The following is a 22,171-nucleotide window of genomic DNA, read 5'->3' as shown; positions in this document are numbered from 1 at the left end:
ATGCATAATTTTTTTTAACCTTCAATAAATATAGTTACACCTATTTTTTAAAATTTTATGCCTAAAATAACATATACAAAAAAATAAACTGTAAACAATATCAATATTATTATATGTAAATATCTCATAAAAAATAGAAGATACATATTAATTTTCACTACACTTAAAAATTAAAAAATTATAATTATTTTTAAAATAATTTTCGTGCATACAGTAAATAATAATGTATACGAAAATACATAAACGGTGACTCATGTATACAATATCTAAAGCTAGAAGATTGGGTAAATATTTTTTAATTATAGATAACATGTTTGTAGTTATAGGGTTTTATGTGGTTTTTCCATTAATTTCAATATATTTTGTCGAACAACTAGGATGGGGCGCTTTCTTAGTAGGATTTGCTTTAGGTTTAAGACAATTTATTCAACAGGGACTAGGTATTTTTAGTGGCGCTTTTGCTGACAAATTAGGAGCTAAACCTATGATTGTATCTGGGTTATTCATTCGTACTTTGGGATTTATTATAATGAGTGTTGCAAACACCCCCGTACTACTATGTCTATCATGCGTATTATCAGCATTAGGTGGTACGTTATTTGATCCTCCACGTACTGCACTAGTAATTAAATTAGTTCGTCCATGGGAGTTAGGGAGGTTTTATTCTGTATTAATGCTAGAAGACAGTATGTGCGCCATTATCGGAATTGTGCTAGGTACATGGTTATTGCAATATAACTTTAAATTAGTATGTTTTACCGGAGCAATATTATTTTTTATTGCCGGAGTGTTTAATGCCTGGCGATTACCTGCATATAAAATTTCTAGTTCCCACGCTTCATTATTAGAAGGAATAAAAAAGGTACTTAATAATCAACGATTTGTGATTTATGTCTTCACTCTAACTGGTTATTATATTTTATCAGCTCAAGTAATGTTAATGTTACCCATTCGCATTCATGAAGTATCCGGTCAATTATCATATATCAAATGGATGTATATCATAGAAGCAATTTTATCTTTATTATTAATCATGCCTATAACTTGGTGGAGCGAAAAATATTTCAAACTAGAAACGCGCTTGATGGTAGGATTAATAACTATGATAATTAGTTTATTTCCTATTGGATTAGTTAAAAACTTACATACTTTACTAATTTTAATTAGCTTATTCTACATAGGATCTATTATTGCCGAACCTGCAAGAGAAACTTTGGGAGCGCTACTAACGGACTATAAAGCACGTAGTAGTTACATAGGTTTTAGTAAATTAAGTCTAGCTTTAGGAGGTACTGTAGGATATAGTGGTAGTGGATGGTTGTATGATATTGGGAAAGAACAAAATTTTATGCAATTACCTTGGATCATTTTAAGTATAATAGGACTGATTACGTTATTAGGGCTATATTGTCAATTCAAGTATTATTCTTTTCAATCTTTACTTAATAATAATCATGATAAAAAACGTAAACTGTGATTAATAATAAAACAACAATACGAATGCACCATTACCTACTAATTACTGGAACTTGTGATGGATACAAATATCTTTTTCATACCTAAACGAAAACACATGCGCACAATTCACATCACTCGATTAATCATATTTAACTGCAATCAAACACAGGAGATTTTATAATTATTTTTTATTTTATTATATATATATATAATAAATAATATGGTGAGATGTCCGAGTGGCTTAAGGAGCATGCCTGGAAAGCATGTATACATACAATTTTGTATCAAGGGTTCGAATCCCTTTCTCACCGCCATAATCATATATATTCACATTCACAGTATGATTTTATCTTCAGTATTTTTTTTAAGATGCTATTGCTCTATACTGTCATATTTTTAAAATAGAAAATCGAATTAAATTATACTTATCAGAGCATCACTTCATTTACTTATGTGTGATTCCTATGTATTCCTACATAGGAATCACACATAAGTAAATGAATACCTTTGCATATCATCTCAAAAAAACATCACAGTATAAACCACTTGATATGTATTAAAATACAATGACAACAATCACATATATACATTAACATCAACAATCATTTGATACTTATAAAACATCATCATTAATTATTCAATAACCCTAATAACACGAACAATCATACTCAAACACACAAAACCCTTAATAAATACGATTTGTTCATATTGTTGTTATAATTACGACATTTAAAATATCATACAATACAACATTTATATTCTCAAAAATAACGGAGAGAAAGGGATTCGAACCCTTGAAAGATATTATTTCTTTAAAACGGTTTTCGAAACCGCTCCGTTCAACCACTCCGGCATCTCTCCCTATTTAAAAATTCTCTAAAATATTACATATTTTTTAATATAAGATAATAATCTTTAAAATACTGTTATATACAGATTATATTCATACAAATCCATTTTTGTGTCCATATGGCACAAAAAAGAATCAACACACAATCTGTGCATCATCGAATAAATTACATATATTTTTATACAAAACACTATTTTTATATATAATGATGCCTTATTAACTACATTGATCATCATTAAGTACTTGTATTGTTTTTCATATTCTTATAAAATAATATGGTTATATATTGGTTCCTCTGTAGTTCAGTTGGTAGAACAGCGGACTGTTAATCCGTATGTCACTGGTTCGAGCCCAGTCAGAGGAGCCAGATGATAAAATTAAGTAAAAATATTTCCTTAATTTTATAATTATCTGACTTTTTATCTGTATACGGACAAAGTTAGATAATTACTCTATCCCAGCTTGATGCAAATCATGCATGTTAATTGATCCAACTAATCTTCCTAATTTATCCACTACTGGCGCTGCGGTAATCTTCCTCTGATACAAAGCTTGTAATGCTACGCTTGCGCGCCATTCTTTCGGAATACAATATCCAGGATTAGTCATAGCAATATCAACAGGATCATCAAGAGATTTACCTTGTACTATCCAGCGTCTTAAATCTCCATCAGTAAATACTCCTATAACACCATTGTGGTTATCACATACAGCAGTTAGCCCAAGACCAGTACGACTTAATTCAAACATAGCATCCATTACTGTAACTTTCCAAAAAACTTTCGAAATTTGTTCTCCAGTGCGCATCAAATGATGTACACAATTTAGCAATTGCGCTCCTAATCTACCCCCTGGATGAGATCGAGCAAATTGTTCTAAACTAAAACCCCTATGCCTCATAAGCGCCATTGTTAACGCATCACCCATCATTAAAGTATTAACTGCGCTTGCAGTGGGAGAAAGCTCCATAGGGCAGGCTTCTCTTTGTATTTTTATATTAAGAACACATGTAGCTCCTTGAGCTAAAGGAGAACTCACATCTCCAGTAAATGCAATCACAGGAATACCGCTATCCGCTAACAACGGCATCAAAGTGATTATTTCACAAGAACGACCCGAATAAGAAATAAACATTACTACATCTTGTGTTCCAATCATACCTAAATCACCGTGCAAAGCTTCTGCAGGATGAACAAAAAAAGCTGGAGTACCCGTGCTAGCTAAAGAAGCAGCAATTTTTTTTCCAATATGACCGGATTTACCTATACCAGAAACAGCAACCTTTCCCGTGCAATTTAACAACATACGACAAGCAAACACAATACTTTCGTCCAACCTATCTAACATTCTTTGAGCTTCGTTAATTTCGATCTCTAAAGTTTCTTTAGCATATTCCAATAACAATGCATCATTAATTGTTACCATAATTATCAAAGTGATAAATATAAAATCTATAACACCATAAACAACTCATATTTAATATAAGTTACGTCCTTCTTATAACATTGGAATACATATATCTGCCGGATATAATACAAATAACAAACATTCAAAATAGATTTTACCTTAGTTAACAAAAACCCAACCAAAAAAATAACATTCTATATTAAAATAATTAATATTTACAAATACTTTAATCAACGTTAAATATATCACAAAAATGTAATTTGAAATTAACGATCACCATATTATATTTTTATTAAATTGCAACAATATTATAAATATGATATTTCATATTCCATGATCATAAATAAGAAACAATAATACTTTTGTTTTTATAAACTTATTACCTATGATACTTTATTTAGAAAATGAAGCATCTTTCTTATTTATGTATCTAAACATTACACACATTTTCTATGTAATGAAAAAATAAACATTTTTAAAAACCAACAATCATTAAATCTAATCAGTTGTAGATTCTTTAAAATTTTTTAATTTTTTTGACAACTCACGACGCTCTTTTGATAACTCTGCATTTTTTATAATATATTCATCTACTCGATCTTCATAATCATTACGCATATTAGCAATAATAACTTGTATTCCTTCTATAGAAGTTTCAGACTTAATATAATCACTTAAATCACCCAGCAATAACATTCTCTTTTGATTATCACGAATTTTTTTTTCATTATCAACAATTTCTCGTTGCAGTTTATTTTTACGACGAAATATACGCACAAATTCTAATACATCATAAAATGATTGATTAACATTATCTCTCATAATCATATCCTATTTATATTTATTGCAAACATCCTTATATTAAAACTTCATATCCCTAATTAAATCAAACTAAAGATTAATATAACAAACATTATCAGTATCATGTAATGTCATTACATATTGTAGATATTTATAATTAGACTATTAGTAACAATAATAAATTAAAACACCCATATATAATAGATATTATATATACAATTAAATCCAATTAAATTATTATAATTTTAATAAATAATTCAATGATTATTCAATCAAAACAGCTCACATCATTATGCTCATGCGTGTTAATGTTACACAACCTAGTTTTTTTATTTATGATTATGAAACTTTTGGCATCAATCCAGCGCTAGATAGGCCAGCGCAATTTGCCGGAATTCGTACGAATTCCGCATTAAAACCTATAGAAAAAGAAGAAGTCTTCTTCTGTCGCTTATCAAATGATTACCTCCCCGATCCGCAATCTGTCCTCATTACAGGAATCGTTCCTCAAGATACTTTACGTCATGGATTGATTGAATCTGAGTTCGCTCGTCGTATTCATCAATTATTTTGTATCCCTAAAACTTGTATCCTTGGATACAATAATATTCATTTTGACGATGAATTCAGTAGAAACATTTTTTATAGAAATTTTCATGACCCTTACTTATGGGCTTATCAGCGAGGAAATTCCCGATGGGACTTATTACATGTGCTACGTGCTTGTTATTCACTATGTCCAAATGGTATTATATGGCCATTGAACACTCAAAATAAACCCAGTTTTCGTCTGAAAGATTTAGCACAAGCAAATTCTATAAAACATCTCAGCGCACATGACGCTATGTCAGATGTATACGCTACTTTAGAATTAACAAAATTAATAAAAGAAGTTCAGCCACAATTATTTCAATTTCTATTTGATCATCGCACCAAATATCAATTACAAAAAATAATCGATCTAGATACCATGAATCCTCTGATATTTATAATGAATAAAATAAATAATAAATACAAAAATTTTATAACTCATATAGCTCCAATCGCTCGACATCCTACAAATCCTAACATTTTAATAGCATGTGATTTAAATGGTGATATAGATACTTTAGTTAATTTAAATATTAATACGATATATCAAAAATTATATTCTAATCACACAACGATATATGATATTTTTAAAAAAATACCACTACGATTGATTCGATTAAATGCGTGCCCCATTTTAATACCAATAAACTTTTTTGACAAAAAAAATATTAACACTGCTTATACCATGCAGCTCTCCATCAACTATCAATACTGTTTAAAAAACTTAAATTTTATTAGAATGCATGAAAATAGCGTCTATCTACGTAATAAAATAAACACACTATATACCATTATAGGAGCTTACATCAATCAACAAAATCTATACAATAATCTTCATGTAGACAGTCAACTATATCACAAATTCTTCAATAATTCTGATCGCAAAATAATTGAAAGTATCCGTAAAACTCATGCAAAAGAGTTAAAAAATTTATGCACTGACCACGTTGATACTCGTTTAAAATCACTGTTATTCTACTATAGAGCCCGAAATTTTCCTAATACTTTAAATGACCAAGAACAAAAAAAATGGTTGAACTATAAAAAAAATAAATTATTTAATAAAGATCAATCAAAATCTTATAACGATAAACTGAATCAACTTCTGTCAATCTATAAATATAATGATCAAAAAATTACACTTTTACATGCATTACAAAAATATTATCAATATCTTTATGAAGCTTATTTTCATTTTCATTAAAAATTAATTTTTAATTTTTTCATATATACATAATGCGATATACCTTAATCTGAACTAAAATATATGAAAAAAATTTGCAAAAAAAATCACATAATTTATACTAACAATATACACTATAATACATGCATATCATACTAACATACGCAATATATAACTACATATTTGGATTATTACATAATTACTTCTCAAGTATGCGAGCTAATATTTTAAAATAATTTTTAATTTAATTAAGACATTAATTATATACGTATATAAATAAAGTAACTTTTATAACATTCAACCCTATACAAATTTAATTATATTCGTTAAAATATTAAAGTAATAAAAAATGTTCAATAGGAAGACTGTACTTCATATGTTAATTTATCATCATTACCCTGACTAAATCCTTCAAACACATTTAACAATAGAAATCATTTTTTAATATTTTGTTTATTAATAATATCAAAGGTACTTCTGTTGCAAGAATTTTAAAAAAGTATTTAGTAATGGAAAATTGTTGACATAAGGTAAAATATCATGCTGGATAGATCGCGGTTACGAATAGCAATGCAAAAATCAGGAAGATTGAGCAAAGAATCCCAACAACTTCTTGAACAATGTGGAATTAAAATTAATTTACAACAACAACGTCTATTAGCGTTTGCGGAAAACATGGCTATCGATATAATGCGAGTGCGAGATGATGATATTCCTGGTTTAGTTATGGACGGCATAGTAGATTTAGGTATTATCGGAGAAAATGTATTAGAAGAAGCGTTATTAACGAGACGATCGCAAGGAGATAATCCTTGCTACATTATGTTACTCCGATTAGATTTTGGAGATTGTCGGTTATCTATGGCCTTACCCATAGATGAACCATGGAACGGTCCAAAATCCTTACAAGGAAAACGAATTGCCACTTCATACCCACATCTTCTGAAACAATATTTAGATAAATTAGGTATTCATTTTAAATCTTGTTTATTAAATGGATCAGTAGAAGTAGCACCACGCGCTGGATTAGCAGATGCAATTTGTGATCTCGTGTCTACCGGAGCTACGTTAGAAGCTAATGGATTACATGAAGTAGAAGTAATCTATCGATCTAGAGCGTGTCTTATTCAACGATCTGGAGAATTATCCAACATAAAACAATCACTAATCAACAAATTAATAATTCGTATTCAAGGAGTAATCCAAGCCAGGGGATCTAAATACATCATGCTGCATGCCCCTGCTGAACAACTAGAGGAAATTATTAATTTACTACCTGGAGCAGAAAGTCCAACAGTATTACCATTAGCAGGCAATCAACATCGTGTAGCAATATACATGGTAAGTAATGAAACATTATTTTGGGAAACAATGGAAAATTTAAAAAATCTTGGAGCTAGTTCTATTTTAGTATTACCAATAGAAAAAATGATGGAATAATATTATGATTGCTCATGAACATCCTATATCTATTCATTGGAATGATTGTTCTAAATCTGAACAAAAAACACTGCTTACCCGTCCAATAAATAACAAATTAAACGATATTTGTATAAATGTTAAAAATATACTTACAAAAGTTTATAACGAAGGCGATCGTGCTTTATTTAAATTTAATTTTGATTTTGACAACGTACAAACTACACAATTACAAATCCCAACTGAAATGATCATGAATTCGGGACGTAACTTGTCTAATGAAATAAAACAAGCAATACATACCGCCATGACCAATATAACACGGTTTCATCAAGCACAATGTTATTCAGAGGTAATCGTGGAAACTCTTCCAGGCGTATATTGCCAACAAATTATTCGCCCATTAAATATTGTTGGATTATATGTACCAGGAGGAACTGCACCGCTGTTGTCGACAGTAATGATGTTAGGTATCCCTGCTCGTATTGCGCAATGTAAACGTGTAATATTATGTTCACCCCCACCAATTCCGGACGTAATTATATATACCGCACGACTTTGTGGTATTGACGAAATTTATCAAGTAGGAGGTAGTCAATCTATAGCCGCTATGGGATTTGGCACTGAGTCTATTCCGAAAGTGGATAAGATATTTGGACCAGGTAATATATGGGTTACAGAAGCAAAACGACAAATTAATCTCGCTCCAAATGGAGCTGCTATTGATATGTTAGCTGGACCTTCCGAAATATTAATTATTGCAGATAATACGGCTAATCCTATTTTTATCGCAGCAGATCTTTTGTCACAGTCAGAGCACGGACCTGATTCACACGTAATACTTATAACGCCCCACTCGTATATTGCAGAACAAACAAAAAAAGAGCTACATAAACAATTAAAGATACTACCACGAAATGATATAATTAATAATGTATTATTGAATAGTCGCATGATCATTACTAACAATTTAATGGAATGTTTTTCTATAAGTAATAGCTATGCTCCAGAACATTTGATTATTCAAATTGAAAATGCATCAGATTATTTACATTACATCATGAATGCTGGATCAATATTCCTTGGAAATTGGTCTCCGGAAACTGCTGGAGATTATGCAAGCGGGCCTAATCACGTCTTACCTACATACGGGCGCGCAGTTACCACATCTGGTCTAGGAGTTATAGATTTTCAAAAAAGAATATCGGTACAACAATTAACCCAAAATGGATTACTGAAACTATCATCAACCATTACAACATTAACACAAATCGAACAATTAAAAGCTCATGAATATGCCATAGCACATCGTATAAACTATATCAAGGAACAAAATGAACGTTCGTTACTTGGCTAGGAATAATATATTGACTCTTAAACCTTATCAATCTGCTAGAAAATGCACACATTCAGGTAACATATGGCTGAACGCTAATGAATTTCCAATCTCTCCCAACTATCAATTTCGTTATAAAAAAATTCATAGATATCCTACTTGTCAACCACAAGAAGTGATTAACAATTATGCTTATTATGCTGGGGTTCGATCTGATCAAGTTTTAGTGTCGAGAGGAGCCGATGAAAGTATTGAATTATTAATGAAAGTTTTTTGTAATCCTGGAAAAGACGTTATTATATTTTGCCCACCGACATACGGTATGTATAAAACCACTGCAGAAATTTTAGGAATTAATTATCGGATTATACCTAAAAAGAAAAACTGGCAACTCGATTTAGCATCCATTGAATCACAACTAAACAATGTTAAATTAATTTATATTTGTAACCCAAACAACCCTACTGGTAACATTATTCATTTAAATAGTTTAAAAAAGTTATTAAACATTATTCAAAACCGAGCGTTATTAGTAACCGATGAAGCATATATTGATTTTTGCCCGGACGCAAGCTTAGTACGTTGGCTATCAATGTATCCTCATCTAGTTATCTTAAGAACTTTATCTAAAGCTTTCGCGTTAGCAGGATTGCGCTGTGGTTTCACTTTAGCTAATCCAGAAATTATTAAATTATTAGAAAAAGTGATCGCACCATACCCATTGTCTACTCCAGTAATTGATATCGCAGAACAAGCTCTAACCCCTACAAGCATACAATACACCCAGAACAGAATAGCTACAGTCAATACAAACCGAAACATATTAATTACAGGCTTAAAAAAATGTTCTTGTGTTCAACAAGTATTTAATAGTAACGCTAATTATGTATTGGTTAAATTCAATCCAAAATATCAGGTTTTTAAGACATTATTGCATCAAGGAATAGTTTTAAGAGATCAAAGCAACCAACCAGGATTAGTTAATTGCTTGCGTATTACTGTCGGCACATATAATGAATGCAAACACGTAGTTTCTGTTTTAAAAAAATTACATGTCGCATCATTATCTATATAGATAAATAGGAGCGCTCATGAATCATAAAGTTTTATTTATAGATCGTGATGGAACCTTAATTAATGAACCAAAAGACAATTTTCAAATCGATTCTTTAGACAAATTCTCATTGGAACCATATGTGATTCCTGCTCTTATAGCGTTGAAAAATATAGGTTTTGAATTTGTTATAGTTACTAATCAAAATGGATTAGGAAGTGCTTCATTTCCTAGAGAAAAATTTGATAAACCGCATCGTCTAATGATTCAAATATTTCAATCTCAGGGTATTAAATTCAATCAAATACTAATTTGCCCTCATCTTCCTGAAGAACAATGTAGTTGTCGTAAACCAAAAACTGCATTAGTAAGTTCTTGGCTAATCGATAACAAATTAAATAAATTTAATAGTTATGTTATCGGAGATCGAAATACTGATATGATTTTAGCAACTAATATGGATATTCAAGGAATACAATATAATCGTACTAATTTTGGTTGGAAAAAAATTAAAAACTATTTAACGCAACGTCACAGATCAGCACATATTCATTGCACCACTGAAGAAACTAATATAGACATCACGATATGGTTAGATCAAAACAATAAAAGTTACATTAATACTGGTATTAATTTTTTTAATCATATGTTACAGCAAATAGCTGTGCATGCTGGATTATGTATGAATATTACAGCAAAAGGCGATTTACATGTAGATGATCATCATACTGTAGAAGATACAGCTTTAACATTAGGAAAAGCTTTAAACGTTGCATTGGGCAACAAACGTGGCATTGGAAGGTTCGGATTTACCTTACCTATGGATGAAAGTATTGCGCAATGTGTATTAGATCTTTCTGGGCGAACATACTTCTACTATGAAGCTAACTATACTTTTCAAAAAATAGGAGATCTCAGTACTGAAATGATAGAACATTTTTTTCGTTCATTATCTTCAAAAATGGGTTGTACTTTACATTTACAAGCAACTGGCAAGAATGATCATCATAAAGCAGAAAGTTTATTTAAATCTTTCGGACGATCATTACGTCAAGCCATTTACATAGACAATGATAACATACCAAGCTCTAAAGGAACATTGCTATGAATATAGTTATTATAGACACCAACTGCTCTAATTTATTATCTGTAAAAACCATGCTGCATAGATTAGGACACAACCCAATAATAAGTAACAGAGCCGATGTTATATCTCAGGCGGACAAACTGTTTTTACCGGGAGTAGGCGCTGCTTCATCTGCGATGAAACAATTAAAAAAAAAAATCTAATTACATTAATACAAAATTGTACTAAACCAATATTGGGTATTTGTTTAGGAATGCAGTTATTTGGATCCATAAGTTCTGAAAATAATGGTGTAAACACTTTAAACATTATTAATACACCTGTTAAACGTATGCAATACCACGGTTTTCCCCTGCCACATATGGGGTGGAATACTATTACTATTCCGAAAAAACATTTTTTATTTTATGGTATAAAAGAAAATGATTATTTTTATTTTGCACATAGTTATTTCATAGAAATATGTTCTGTAACAATTTCTCAAACAAATTACGGACAATTATTTAGTTCAGTTATAAAATATAAAAATTTTTTTGGTGTACAATTTCATCCAGAAAAATCAGGAATGCCTGGGCAACAATTAGTAAAAAATTTTTTGGAGATATAATTTGTGATTATTCCTGCGCTAGATATTATTAACGGAAATATAGTTAGACTGTATCAAGGATCTTATTGTATGCAAACTAATTACGGAGAACCCATATCATTATTGAAAAAATACATACGACAAGGAGCAAAAATGATACATCTAGTTGATCTAGATGGAGCAAAAAATCCATCAAAAAGACAAAGTTTATTAATTAGTCAATTAATAAAAGAAACTACTCCTCTATCTAAAATACAAATAGGAGGAGGTATACGTAACGCTGCAGATGTAGAAATTCTATTAAAATCGGGAGCAACACGTATAGTATTAGGTTCTATAGCAGTTACACAGCCAAAGACAGTAAAAAAATGGTTTGAATATTTTGATCCAAATACTTTAGTTTTAGCGGTAGATATACACGTTTATTCTGAAGAAAATAGAAAAGTTGCTATTTACGGTTGGCAAAAAGAAACTGATTTGCAATTAGAACAAATAATAGAAGAATATTATACTGTAGGCTTAAAACATGTTATTTGCACAGATATCTCCAAAGATGGAACTTTGTTAGGTAGCAATATATCTTTATATCGATCAATATGTCATTCTTGGCCACGAATAGCATTTCAATCGTCTGGAGGCGTTAATAATTTAACAGAAATATCTAAATTACGTTCTTCTGGAGTAGCCGGAATCATTATTGGTCGTGCTTTTTTAGAAAATACATTTACTATCGATGAGGCTATATCATGTTGGCAAAACGAATAATTCCTTGTCTTGATGTAGCTAATAACAAAGTAATCAAAGGAATACAATTTAAAGATCACAAAATTGTAGGAGATATTTTAGAATTAGCAAATAGATATGCAAAATCAGGAGCCGATGAATTAGTATTTTATGACATCACAGCATCACCTAATGATCAAGTAGTGAATAAGAGATGGATTTCTCAGATTGCTAAAGCAATAAATATACCATTCTGTGTTGCTGGAGGCATAAGTACATTAAAACAAGCTAAACAAATTCTTGCGTCTGGAGCAGACAAAATTTCAATTAATTCTCCTGCTTTAATTAACCCAATGCTAATCCAAGAACTAGCTGACCATTTAGGCACACAATGCGTTGTAGTTAGCATCGATACCTGGCATAATCCTAAAAAAAAGATTTACCAAGTAAAATGCTATACTGGGGACAGTGCTCGTACAAAGATCACAACATGGCAAACATTGGATTGGGTTAAAAAAGTACAAGAATATGGAGCTGGAGAAATAGTATTAAATATGATGAATCAAGATGGAACGAAAAATGGTTATGATTTAGATCAATTACGGAATATTAGAAAACATTGTAAAGTACCACTTATAGCTTCTGGCGGAGCTGGTACCTATCAACATTTCTTAGAAGCCTTTCGTGATGCCAATGTAGATGGAACGTTAGCAGCTTCGGTATTTCATAAGCAAATTATTGACATTCATAAATTGAAACAATTTTTAGATAAAGAAGGGATAAAAATTAGATTATGTTAATTAAAAATCAGCATCAGCAATTAAATTGGACTAAAAATCACGGTCTAATGCCTGCTATCATACAACATGCTGAATCAGGAGAAGTATTAATGCTAGGACATATGAATAAAGAATCAATGATAAAAACAGAACAAACTAAGCATATTACTTTTTTTTCACGCAGCAAAAATAGATTATGGACTAAAGGAGAAAAATCTGGAAATATATTAAAATTGATCAATTGGTATTCAGATTGTGATCAGGATGCGTTATTAATTTTCGCTTTACCTCATGGACCTACTTGTCATAATAATACTAGTAGCTGCTTCCATCCTGGGATAGCAGAATTAAGTTTTCTTCATCAATTAGAAAACATTATATCTTCAAAAAAAAATATATCATCCCGTCTCATTAATACATCCTATACATCTCGTTTGTATGCTAGTGGTGTCAAACGCATTGCTCAAAAAGTTGGTGAAGAAGGACTAGAAACTGCCCTTGCAGCAATTTCCTGTTGTAATACAAAAGAACTCATTAATGAAGCATCAGATCTCATTTATCATTTATTAGTCCTATTACAACATAAATCAGTAAGTTTTAATGCAATCATCAAGGAATTAAAAATTCGAAATAATGATAACAAATTAAACCAATAAACAATAACATTATACACATAAAATAATATAATGAAACCAAACAATTACTCATTTTATTAGTAATAATATATATAATCAATATTAATATATTTATAGGAATACCAATTAATTTATTATACATACAACAAAAAACAGTCCTCATGAATAAAAACTTAATAAATTTTGATATCTTCAATATTCCACATATAATGGGGTATTGGTTGTTACGTAAATTATTTAATTAATATTGAAACAATATTCTACTTATATTTATTTTAACCAATCAGTGTGAAACGTACCTTTTTTATCAAAACACGTATAAGTATGTGCTCCGAAACAATCTCTTTGAGCTTGAATAAGATTTGCAGGTAACACATTACTGCGATAACTATCATAGTACGCTATAGCAGCAGATAAAGTAGGCATTGGAATACCGTATTTAATGCCGCACACTACCACCTCTCTCAACATTTTTTGGTAATCATTCGCGACATTGACACAATACGGAGACAATAACAAATTAGTAATATCTGGAGTTTGGGAATAAATATCAATAATTTTTTGTAAAAATTTTGATCTAATTATACATCCTGCACGAAAAATTTGAGCAATTTGTTTGTAATTTAAATCCCAATGATACTTATCAGACGCAATTTTCAATTGATAAAAACCTTGCGCATATAAAATAATCTTACTAAGGTACAATGCTTTTCGCGCTTTTTCTAGGTATAAACATTTGCTCTCAAAACAATTTTTTCTATTAGGTCCTAACAATATTTTTGATGCTGTAAGACGTTGTTTTTTAAGTACAGACATATAACGAGAAAACACTGATTCAGTAATCATACTTAATGGTATTCCTAAATCAATCGCATCTTGACTAGCCCATGCTCCAGTGCCCTTATTTCCAGCCACATCTAATATAGAATCAAGAATGTAACCATGATTATTAGCATCTTTTCTAACGAAGATACGACTTGTTATTTCAATAAGATAACTATTTAATTCGCCTTGATTCCATTTATTAAAAATTTCTCCTAATGCTTCGTGACTTAAATGAAATATATTTTTGATAAAAAAATATATTTCAGCAATTATTTGCATATCTCCGTACTCTATGCCGTTATGTATCATCTTGACATAATGACCAGATCCATTTGGTCCTATATATGCAACACAAGTTTCATCATTAACACGAGCAGCAATTTTTTTAAAGACCGACTCAACCATTTTATATGCATCAATTTGCCCTCCGGGCATAATCGATGGCCCTTTTAAAGCTCCTTCTTCTCCCCCAGAAATACCAGTTCCAATCAAATTTATCCCCTTTTTTGATAACTCAAGATTACGACGCATAGTATCTTTATAAAATGAATTACCTCCATCAATTAAAATATCTCCCGGATCCATATAAGGGGACAATATTTTTATAACATTATCGATATGCGTTCCTGATGTGATCATTAAAAATATAAAACGAGGTTTATTTAAGGATAGTACGAATTCCTCTATTGAATAACATGGGATGATATTTTTTTTTGGATTAGTAGTAACAACTGAATCGGTTTTATCCTTAGAACGATTGTAAATAGCAACACAATAACCTTTGCTTTCAATGTTTAATGCTAAATTTCGACCCATAACACCCATACCGATAATACCAATCTTTTGTTGTTTGAACATATCTACTCCTCTGTGGTATAAGTATGTTATATATTTTAATAATAGTTAAATAATGACTAATTTGTATCTGGTTCATAATATGAAAATATTATACATAAATACTTCAATATAAAAATAAAAAATTTTAAATAATATTTAAATATGAATACAAAACGTAAAGCAACAATCAGCTTGAACAATGTTATAAAATCGTAATTAACCGAGCCAATTGTGAATATTTATTTAAAAAATATCCTCAAGGCGGACCGTATACATATATGTTATTTTATATATCATAAAAAACTATTATTACACCGTGCTAAATTACATTTAAAATGTGTAATAAATTATAAAATAGAATTTTTATTGAATATAAAACTGCCATTACAACAATATTAAAACATTAATAAAAACTATTAAAAATAACCAAATACAATTTTAATTATCATTAATATATATATAATAAATACTGTGCATTCATGATATGCATTATAAAAAACAATTACATTTTAATAATCTACAGTATATGTCGTCATACGATATATTTAAATTTTAAATCCACAAAACTATTATGACTAAAAAAAAAATGCTAGTTACTTGTGCCCTACCTTACGCTAATGGTTCACTTCATATTGGACACATGTTAGAACATATACAAGCGGATATCTGGGTTCGTTATCAACGCATGCAAGGCAATTGTGTATACTTTATTTGTGCAGATGATGCCCATGGAACTGCCATTATGTTAAAATCACAACAACTTAATATAGCGCCAGAACAAATGATTGCCCAAATACGACAAGAACATCAACGAGATTGCTACAAATTCGGAATTAGCTATGATAACTACTATTCTACTCACAGCGAAGAAACTCGTGAATTACTACATGACATTTATTTTCGATTAAAAACACGTGGATTCATCAAATCTAAATTTATTTCTCAATTATATGATGCTCAAAAAAATATGTTTTTGCCAGATCGATTTGTTAAAGGCATATGTCCAAAATGCAAAAAAGATGATCAATATGGAGATAATTGTGAAACATGCGGTACTATTTATACCTCTTTAGAGCTTATAAACCCCAAATCAGTTATTTCTGGAACATCTCCGATAATACGCAAATCCGAACATCTCTTTTTTGATTTACCAGCTTTTACTGATACATTGCGTACATGGATCCGATCAGGAAGCATACAAAAAGAAGTAGCCAACAAAGTAGAAGAATGGTTTAAATTAGGTTTAAAACAATGGGACATTTCTAGAGACGCTCCTTATTTTGGATTTAAGATTCCTAATTCTTCAGAAAAATATTTTTATGTATGGATGGATGCCCCTATTGGATATATGGGTACCTTTAAAAATTTATGCAAAAAAAATAAAAACATATCTTTTAACGACTTTTGGAGCACGAATTCCAAAACAGACTTATATCATTTTATAGGTAAAGATATTATTTACTTTCATTGTTTATTTTGGCCAGCTGTTTTGTCAGGTAGTCAATTTCGAAAACCAACTAATATATTTGTTCATGGGCATGTTACTTTAAATGGATCTAAAATATCAAAATCTAAAGGGACTTGCATCAACGTAAGTTCTTACTTATCATGTTTAAACCCAGATTATTTAAGATATTATTATGCCACGAAACTTTCATCTCATACTAACGACATAGATTTGAACTTATCAGATTTTATTACTAGAGTAAATTCAGATGTTATTAATAAAGTATTAAATTTAGCATCTAGAAATTCTGGATTTATACATCAATATTATAATGGCCACTTATCAAATACATTAACGCATCCAGTTATATATAATATGTTTATTGAATCCAGACATTATATAGGGAAATTATTTCAAAAAAGAGAGTTTAACTACGCAATGCGGGAAATTATGAAATTAGCAGATGAAGCTAATCGTTACATAGATAAACATGCTCCGTGGCATGTCGCAAAAAAAATAGACCGTAGACAAGAGGCGTTATCTATTTATTCTATGGGTATTCAGTTGTTTCGTGTTCTGATGATCTATTTGAAACCTGTTTTGCCTAAATTAGCTAATTATAGTGAATGTTTTCTCAACACTCGTCTTACCTGGGACAGTCTTTCTATGCCTTTATTAAATCATCGAATTAACAAATTCAAAATAATTTTTTCTCGAATCCATCCCGACCAAATTGCATCTATAACAAATAAATCTCAATTAAATGAACGCCTTCCGGATAATAATGTATGAAGACACACAGCACAAATCACTATTTAACATAAACACACAATAACGACGCTAAAACAACTAACTGTATTAGTGCATACGTTACACAATGAAATCTATACGTGAATTTATTATCAAAAATGAAAATATATATGATATAGGCTCTTGTTTAATAACAATATCACTTGAAAAAATTTTACATATACATAAATGTAATGTTACATTCAATACCTTAACACAGATAAACAAAAATATTTCTTAATCTCATTAAGATACAACAACAGATAATACTATTTAATTCTGTTAAAACATTTTGAAATTGAAACAACACTATATTAAAATATGCCGTCTACAACGCAATAATTATAATAAAATCAATGACAATAAACAAAAATTAAATATTAAATAATTTTAATCATAATCATTCCTTTCATTCACAAGACTATTACTTGATAAAATTTATTTTTATTTACATGCACCATTCATATCAATATTCTTATATAATTTAAAAAATTTTGGTTTCTAACTATACTTCATTCATGTTTCCATTCAAAATATAATCTCTAAATACAACACTCCTCAACTACGATCCCAAAACATAAGATGGATATAGATAGATATTAAATCCATATTATTAATTAACACAAATAAATTCAATTACACTGAAATTTCAATTTTCATGATCTTTTTTTTGACACATTTAATCATAAAAAAATAAATTCTTAGATCAATTTATTTAATAAAAAGCTATAAAAATACTTAAATCTATATTCTGATATACAGTTACAGCTCTATATCAATAAAAACAAATCTTTAAAACGATTCTAATATCTATTAAAATAAGCATCAAACATTCCGTTTCCATTGCAAATACTTAAACAAATACTATAAGCAGATTGCTATGTCTTTAGAATTCATATTCTATGATATATATAATAACCTTATTAAATTTTAAATAAAAAATATAAATCAATGATTACAATACATAATTGCATGCAGAAATTCTTTTCTAGTATTCGTATTAGATTTAAATAACCCCCCTAGCGCAGTAGTAGTTGTAGTGCTGCTAACATCATGAATACCCCTAGCTTTAACACAATAATGTACTGCATCAATAAATATTGCCACATTATCTGTATTAAGTAAGGTTTGCAACGCTAAAAAAATTTGTTTTGTTAATCGTTCCTGTAACTGTGGTCTTTTAGAAAAAAATTGAACTATTCTATTTATTTTTGACAAACCAATCACATTTTTTTCTGGAATATAAGAAATAGTCACTTTACCATTAAAAACAATGAAATGATGTTCACAAGTACTAGTGATATTAATACCCCTCACTGTTATCATCTCATTTATTTGCATTGTATTCTGAATAATTGCAATTTTAGGAAAATTTGAATAATCTAAACCTGAGAAAATTTCTTCTATATACATCTTAGCTATACGTTTAGGGGTATTTAATAAACTATCATGTTCTAAATCGAGATTAAGAAGACGCACAATAGCTCTCATATGATCTTCAATACGACGTTTACGTATTTGATGATTAATATTCAGCTCAATTAATGGATTTTCTAATCCTCGCACTAATAAAGCATCACGTACTAATAGCGCTTCTTGTGTTAATATAGACATATAACTTTCTCTAAAAACGCACTCATGAAAAACTTTGCACGTAATATATTGTACTTATCACCAATTTAGAAACATTTTAATTAAATCAAAGTATACATTGATTAATATTCAAAATGGATATTTTATTATTACAAACCCACAATCAAGTATATTAATTTTTTAAATTACTTAGATATTCTTATATAATTGCATTTGTTATAAAAAACACCTAAACATTATCAACACTTTCATATTGTAAACAATAAATATTATAATTTATGCAAGAACATCAATAATGTATTCTCATGTTTATACATAAATATCTCTGTAAATCACATTGATAATTTTGTAATCTACAAATAAATTATGTATCCATTAATATATTAAAAATATTGAAATAAAATTGTATTTACTCATTTATTTTTAATATATTTTTTCTATCGAAAATATTTTACAAATAATAAAAATTTTAAAAATTGATCAAATCATTGAAAATATTTATTCTATTACATTGTTTATAAATTTTATGATACTATAAATACTTTAAAATAAAATAAGATATCAAATTCAATGAATATCACGAGTATAGGGCTATAAAACCATCAGAATTTTTATGATTTTCACATGTTAATATACTTAATACAAATAAAATATATCAGAGTAATATAATCAAATAAAACTGATAAAGTATAAATATTAAATTTTCAATTACTTTCATTGTTGAATATATTAATCGGTTAAAATGATTCACTTGAAAATTCATCACGACAGAAAAATACTAAATAACATTTATTGGTATGTAGTATTTAATTATATAAATGGTTATTCATATTATATTATGTGATAAAAGGAATCATCGTTTCAAATTGAAAGATATATTATAATCAAATTATTAATAAAAATATTTAATTAGGTACTACAATAATGTTAACAATCAAAGCTAATTTACGCATTTATCACAAAAAAGGCGCAACAAGACGATTACGTAAACAAAACAAATGTCCAGCTATTATCTACAATAGAGGCCAGGAACCAAGCGTACCCATTGTATTGAATCAAAACGATATCTTACATCCTGAAGCTGTAATACAATTATACAAAAATAATGTTATTCTATTATTTATAGAAAATCAACAAACTATTACAGTCAAGGTGCAAGAACTACAATATCATCCTTTCAAGGCTAAACTAATACATATTGATTTTACACGTGTTTAATAACATAATTTATTTTAAAAATAACACCTAATTAAAAAATACATCTTTAATTATAAATTAAGACTTGTTTTCTTTATATAATATAAATATACATACACATTAACCATGCAATAAAATGTTTATAATAACTAATGAAAATTAAATTTAATAAATATTAAATATAAAATAATAAAATACCAATACACACAACATCAAATATATATAAAAATATCTGAGTGATCACAAACAAAAACTAACAATCATATTCAGAATGAAAATCTACAGTTATGTATTCACTTTCACAAATTTTTTTATAATAAACCTAAAACGGCATGTAGCGTAGTTTGGTAGCGCACCGTCATGGGGTGTCGGAGGTCAGAGGTTCAAATCCTCTCATGCCGAAAATACTTAAATACAGCGCCATCTACATGATAAAAATAATTATTTTTATCATGTAGATCTAGCGCTAATTCTACCAATTTCGTAATTAATTCTTGAAAATTTAATCCACTTACCTCCCACAATTTAGGATACATACTATCGCAAGTAAATCCAGGTAACGTATTAACTTCATTAATAAAAATTTTATTATCCAAACCTAAAAAAAAATCTACCCGCGCCATTCCAGAACAATTTAACACCTGAAATGCACGTAAAGCAATATGACGAATATCGTCACTTATTGCATCATTAATTAAAGCAGGTATCATGATCTGTGCTTTATGTTCCACATATTTATCATGATAAGTATAAAAATTATTATCTGATAATATAACTTCGCCACACACACTAATTTTTGGATTATCATTACCCAATACCGCGCATTCCAATTCTCTTCCAATAATAGCTGGTTCTATTAATATTTTATTACTAAAAGAGAAAGCTTTGTTTAAAGCTAAGTTAAAATCTTCACATTTAGTCACTTTCGATACTCCTATCGATGACCCTTGATTTGATGGCTTCACAAACAAAGGTAATCCAAAGATAGAAACAAAATAGTCAAAATCTATATTATCTTGATCCTGAGCCAAAACAGTTCTAAATGGTACTACGGATAAACCCGCATCACGCAACAAACATTTAGACACGTCTTTATTCATCCCTACAGATGAGCTCAAAACATTAGACCCAACAAATGGCAAATTCATCATACACAATAAACCTTGCAAAGCACCATCTTCTCCTAGTGTTCCATGGACTACCGGGAAAATAACATCAAATTTTAATAAAAAATTTATATTTTTAGTATGAAATTTAAATGGATGAGGACAGTTTTGTAAAAAAATAGAAATTTTATCATTTTTATGATATGATAAATTACGGAAGTTGATATCTTTCAAATGCCAACATCCTTTTTTGTCTATCCATAAAATCATGGCCTCGAAACGAAATTTATCAATAAACTGTGCAATACACATAGCTGATTTTAATGAAATCTCGTGTTCTAAAGAACGACCCCCACAAATAATACCAATGCATAATTTAGTAGACATACTCCATTCCTTGAAACATTAAATACTAAAACAGGCGAATTAATTAGGATATTAATTCGCCTGTTTTAGTATTTAATGTTG

General features: G+C 29.3%; 16 protein-coding genes, 4 tRNA genes and 1 pseudogene. 15 read left to right on the top strand and 6 right to left on the bottom strand.

Annotation, left to right across the window (positions count from 1 at the left end; genetic code table 11):
* Positions 1-253: 253 nt before the first annotated feature.
* Both mdtH and M9396_RS00100 read left to right on the top strand, forming a co-directional pair.
* On the top strand, positions 254-1,477 hold the full coding sequence (mdtH, locus tag M9396_RS00105; protein ID WP_250241285.1) for a multidrug efflux MFS transporter MdtH: 1,224 nt from the start codon (positions 254-256) through the stop codon (positions 1,475-1,477).
* A gap of 203 nt (positions 1,478-1,680) precedes the next feature.
* A tRNA-Ser gene (locus M9396_RS00100) sits at positions 1,681-1,772 on the top strand.
* Positions 1,773-2,229: 457 nt separating this feature from the next.
* Here M9396_RS00100 and M9396_RS00095 read toward each other — a convergent pair.
* A tRNA-Ser gene (locus M9396_RS00095) sits at positions 2,230-2,319 on the bottom strand.
* A gap of 280 nt (positions 2,320-2,599) precedes the next feature.
* On the opposite strand from M9396_RS00095, the gene M9396_RS00090 reads away from it, so the two are divergent.
* Positions 2,600-2,675: transfer RNA gene (locus M9396_RS00090), tRNA-Asn, on the top strand.
* A gap of 80 nt (positions 2,676-2,755) precedes the next feature.
* On the opposite strand, the gene gutQ is transcribed toward M9396_RS00090, so the two are convergent.
* Positions 2,756-3,733: an arabinose-5-phosphate isomerase GutQ gene (gutQ, locus tag M9396_RS00085; protein ID WP_250256683.1), complete on the bottom strand. Its 978-nt coding sequence runs from the start codon at positions 3,731-3,733 to the stop codon at positions 2,756-2,758.
* A gap of 480 nt (positions 3,734-4,213) precedes the next feature.
* Positions 4,214-4,537 carry a PTS system regulator TmaR gene (tmaR, locus tag M9396_RS00080; RefSeq protein ID WP_250241290.1) on the bottom strand — a complete coding sequence of 108 codons (324 nt, stop codon included), beginning with the start codon at positions 4,535-4,537 and terminating at the stop codon, positions 4,214-4,216.
* A gap of 271 nt (positions 4,538-4,808) precedes the next feature.
* Here tmaR and sbcB point away from each other — a divergent pair, with 271 nt between their 5' ends.
* From sbcB to hisIE, 9 genes and pseudogenes are all read left to right on the top strand, one after another.
* Positions 4,809-6,311, top strand: coding sequence for an exodeoxyribonuclease I (gene sbcB, locus M9396_RS00075; protein WP_250256682.1), 1,503 nt, complete (start codon positions 4,809-4,811; stop codon positions 6,309-6,311).
* A gap of 519 nt (positions 6,312-6,830) precedes the next feature.
* A complete protein-coding gene (hisG, locus tag M9396_RS00070; RefSeq protein ID WP_250241295.1) occupies positions 6,831-7,730 on the top strand; it encodes an ATP phosphoribosyltransferase in 900 nt (299 codons plus the stop codon).
* A 4-nt stretch (positions 7,731-7,734) separates the two neighbouring features.
* The gene (hisD, locus tag M9396_RS00065; RefSeq protein WP_250256681.1) at positions 7,735-9,066 is read left to right on the top strand and encodes a histidinol dehydrogenase; all 1,332 of its coding nucleotides are present in this window, start codon (positions 7,735-7,737) and stop codon (positions 9,064-9,066) included.
* Positions 9,044-10,120 carry a histidinol-phosphate transaminase gene (gene hisC, locus M9396_RS00060; protein ID WP_250241299.1) on the top strand — a complete coding sequence of 359 codons (1,077 nt, stop codon included), beginning with the start codon at positions 9,044-9,046 and terminating at the stop codon, positions 10,118-10,120. The genes hisD and hisC overlap by 23 nt, the downstream gene beginning before the upstream one ends.
* 16 nt (positions 10,121-10,136) lie before the next feature.
* Positions 10,137-11,207 carry a bifunctional histidinol-phosphatase/imidazoleglycerol-phosphate dehydratase HisB gene (gene hisB / locus M9396_RS00055; protein ID WP_250241301.1) on the top strand — a complete coding sequence of 357 codons (1,071 nt, stop codon included), beginning with the start codon at positions 10,137-10,139 and terminating at the stop codon, positions 11,205-11,207.
* Positions 11,204-11,793, top strand: a pseudogene (gene hisH / locus M9396_RS00050) (imidazole glycerol phosphate synthase subunit HisH). Before hisB ends, hisH begins: the two are co-directional and overlap by 4 nt.
* 3 nt (positions 11,794-11,796) lie before the next feature.
* A complete protein-coding gene (hisA, locus tag M9396_RS00045; protein WP_250256680.1) occupies positions 11,797-12,537 on the top strand; it encodes a 1-(5-phosphoribosyl)-5-[(5-phosphoribosylamino)methylideneamino]imidazole-4-carboxamide isomerase in 741 nt (246 codons plus the stop codon).
* Positions 12,519-13,295 carry an imidazole glycerol phosphate synthase subunit HisF gene (gene hisF / locus M9396_RS00040; protein WP_250256679.1) on the top strand — a complete coding sequence of 259 codons (777 nt, stop codon included), beginning with the start codon at positions 12,519-12,521 and terminating at the stop codon, positions 13,293-13,295. Before hisA ends, hisF begins: the two co-directional genes overlap by 19 nt.
* Positions 13,289-13,930 carry a bifunctional phosphoribosyl-AMP cyclohydrolase/phosphoribosyl-ATP diphosphatase HisIE gene (gene hisIE / locus M9396_RS00035; RefSeq protein WP_250256678.1) on the top strand — a complete coding sequence of 214 codons (642 nt, stop codon included), beginning with the start codon at positions 13,289-13,291 and terminating at the stop codon, positions 13,928-13,930. The genes hisF and hisIE overlap by 7 nt, the downstream gene beginning before the upstream one ends.
* Before the next feature lie 249 nt (positions 13,931-14,179).
* Here hisIE and gndA read toward each other — a convergent pair whose 3' ends face one another.
* Entirely contained in the window at positions 14,180-15,592 is a 1,413-nt protein-coding gene (gene gndA / locus M9396_RS00030; RefSeq protein WP_250241310.1) for an NADP-dependent phosphogluconate dehydrogenase, read from the bottom strand.
* Positions 15,593-16,142: 550 nt separating this feature from the next.
* Between gndA and metG the strand changes: the two genes are divergently transcribed.
* A complete protein-coding gene (gene metG, locus M9396_RS00025; RefSeq protein WP_320411724.1) occupies positions 16,143-17,810 on the top strand; it encodes a methionine--tRNA ligase in 1,668 nt (555 codons plus the stop codon).
* A 945-nt stretch (positions 17,811-18,755) separates the two neighbouring features.
* Here metG and folE read toward each other — a convergent pair.
* Positions 18,756-19,421, bottom strand: coding sequence for a GTP cyclohydrolase I FolE (gene folE, locus M9396_RS00020; RefSeq protein ID WP_250256677.1), 666 nt, complete (start codon positions 19,419-19,421; stop codon positions 18,756-18,758).
* A 903-nt stretch (positions 19,422-20,324) separates the two neighbouring features.
* On the opposite strand from folE, the gene rplY reads away from it, so the two are divergent.
* Positions 20,325-20,618 (top strand): 50S ribosomal protein L25, encoded by a 294-nt coding sequence (gene rplY, locus M9396_RS00015; RefSeq protein WP_250241314.1) that lies wholly within the window; start codon positions 20,325-20,327, stop codon positions 20,616-20,618.
* 307 nt (positions 20,619-20,925) lie between these two features.
* A tRNA-Pro gene (locus M9396_RS00010) sits at positions 20,926-20,999 on the top strand.
* Here M9396_RS00010 and M9396_RS00005 read toward each other — a convergent pair.
* Positions 20,981-22,090 (bottom strand): D-alanine--D-alanine ligase family protein, encoded by a 1,110-nt coding sequence (locus tag M9396_RS00005; protein ID WP_250256676.1) that lies wholly within the window; start codon positions 22,088-22,090, stop codon positions 20,981-20,983. The two genes, M9396_RS00010 and M9396_RS00005, sit on opposite strands and share 19 nt — an antisense overlap.
* Between the last annotated feature and the right edge of the window lie 81 nt (positions 22,091-22,171).

Origin of the sequence: Blochmannia endosymbiont of Camponotus modoc (assembly GCF_023585785.1) — a bacterium.
Taxonomy (GTDB): domain Bacteria; phylum Pseudomonadota; class Gammaproteobacteria; order Enterobacterales; family Enterobacteriaceae; genus Blochmanniella.
The sequence above is the reverse complement of the archived record's forward strand: the minus strand, read 5'-3'. Positions and strand labels throughout refer to the sequence as shown.

Excerpts from the sequence above, each read along its gene's own strand:
- hisIE (WP_250256678.1), top strand. The coding sequence starts at position 13,289 with ATGTTAATTAAAAATCAGCATCAGCAATTAAATTGGACTAAAAATCAC.
- tmaR (WP_250241290.1), bottom strand. The coding sequence starts at position 4,537 with ATGAGAGATAATGTTAATCAATCATTTTATGATGTATTAGAATTTGTG.
- hisG (WP_250241295.1), top strand. The coding sequence starts at position 6,831 with ATGCTGGATAGATCGCGGTTACGAATAGCAATGCAAAAATCAGGAAGA.
- gutQ (WP_250256683.1), bottom strand. The coding sequence starts at position 3,733 with ATGGTAACAATTAATGATGCATTGTTATTGGAATATGCTAAAGAAACT.
- rplY (WP_250241314.1), top strand. The coding sequence starts at position 20,325 with ATGTTAACAATCAAAGCTAATTTACGCATTTATCACAAAAAAGGCGCA.
- mdtH (WP_250241285.1), top strand. The coding sequence starts at position 254 with ATGTATACAATATCTAAAGCTAGAAGATTGGGTAAATATTTTTTAATT.
- folE (WP_250256677.1), bottom strand. The coding sequence starts at position 19,421 with ATGTCTATATTAACACAAGAAGCGCTATTAGTACGTGATGCTTTATTA.
- hisC (WP_250241299.1), top strand. The coding sequence starts at position 9,044 with ATGAACGTTCGTTACTTGGCTAGGAATAATATATTGACTCTTAAACCT.
- metG (WP_320411724.1), top strand. The coding sequence starts at position 16,143 with ATGACTAAAAAAAAAATGCTAGTTACTTGTGCCCTACCTTACGCTAAT.
- gndA (WP_250241310.1), bottom strand. The coding sequence starts at position 15,592 with ATGTTCAAACAACAAAAGATTGGTATTATCGGTATGGGTGTTATGGGT.
- hisD (WP_250256681.1), top strand. The coding sequence starts at position 7,735 with ATGATTGCTCATGAACATCCTATATCTATTCATTGGAATGATTGTTCT.
- hisB (WP_250241301.1), top strand. The coding sequence starts at position 10,137 with ATGAATCATAAAGTTTTATTTATAGATCGTGATGGAACCTTAATTAAT.
- hisF (WP_250256679.1), top strand. The coding sequence starts at position 12,519 with ATGTTGGCAAAACGAATAATTCCTTGTCTTGATGTAGCTAATAACAAA.
- sbcB (WP_250256682.1), top strand. The coding sequence starts at position 4,809 with ATGCTCATGCGTGTTAATGTTACACAACCTAGTTTTTTTATTTATGAT.
- M9396_RS00005 (WP_250256676.1), bottom strand. The coding sequence starts at position 22,090 with ATGTCTACTAAATTATGCATTGGTATTATTTGTGGGGGTCGTTCTTTA.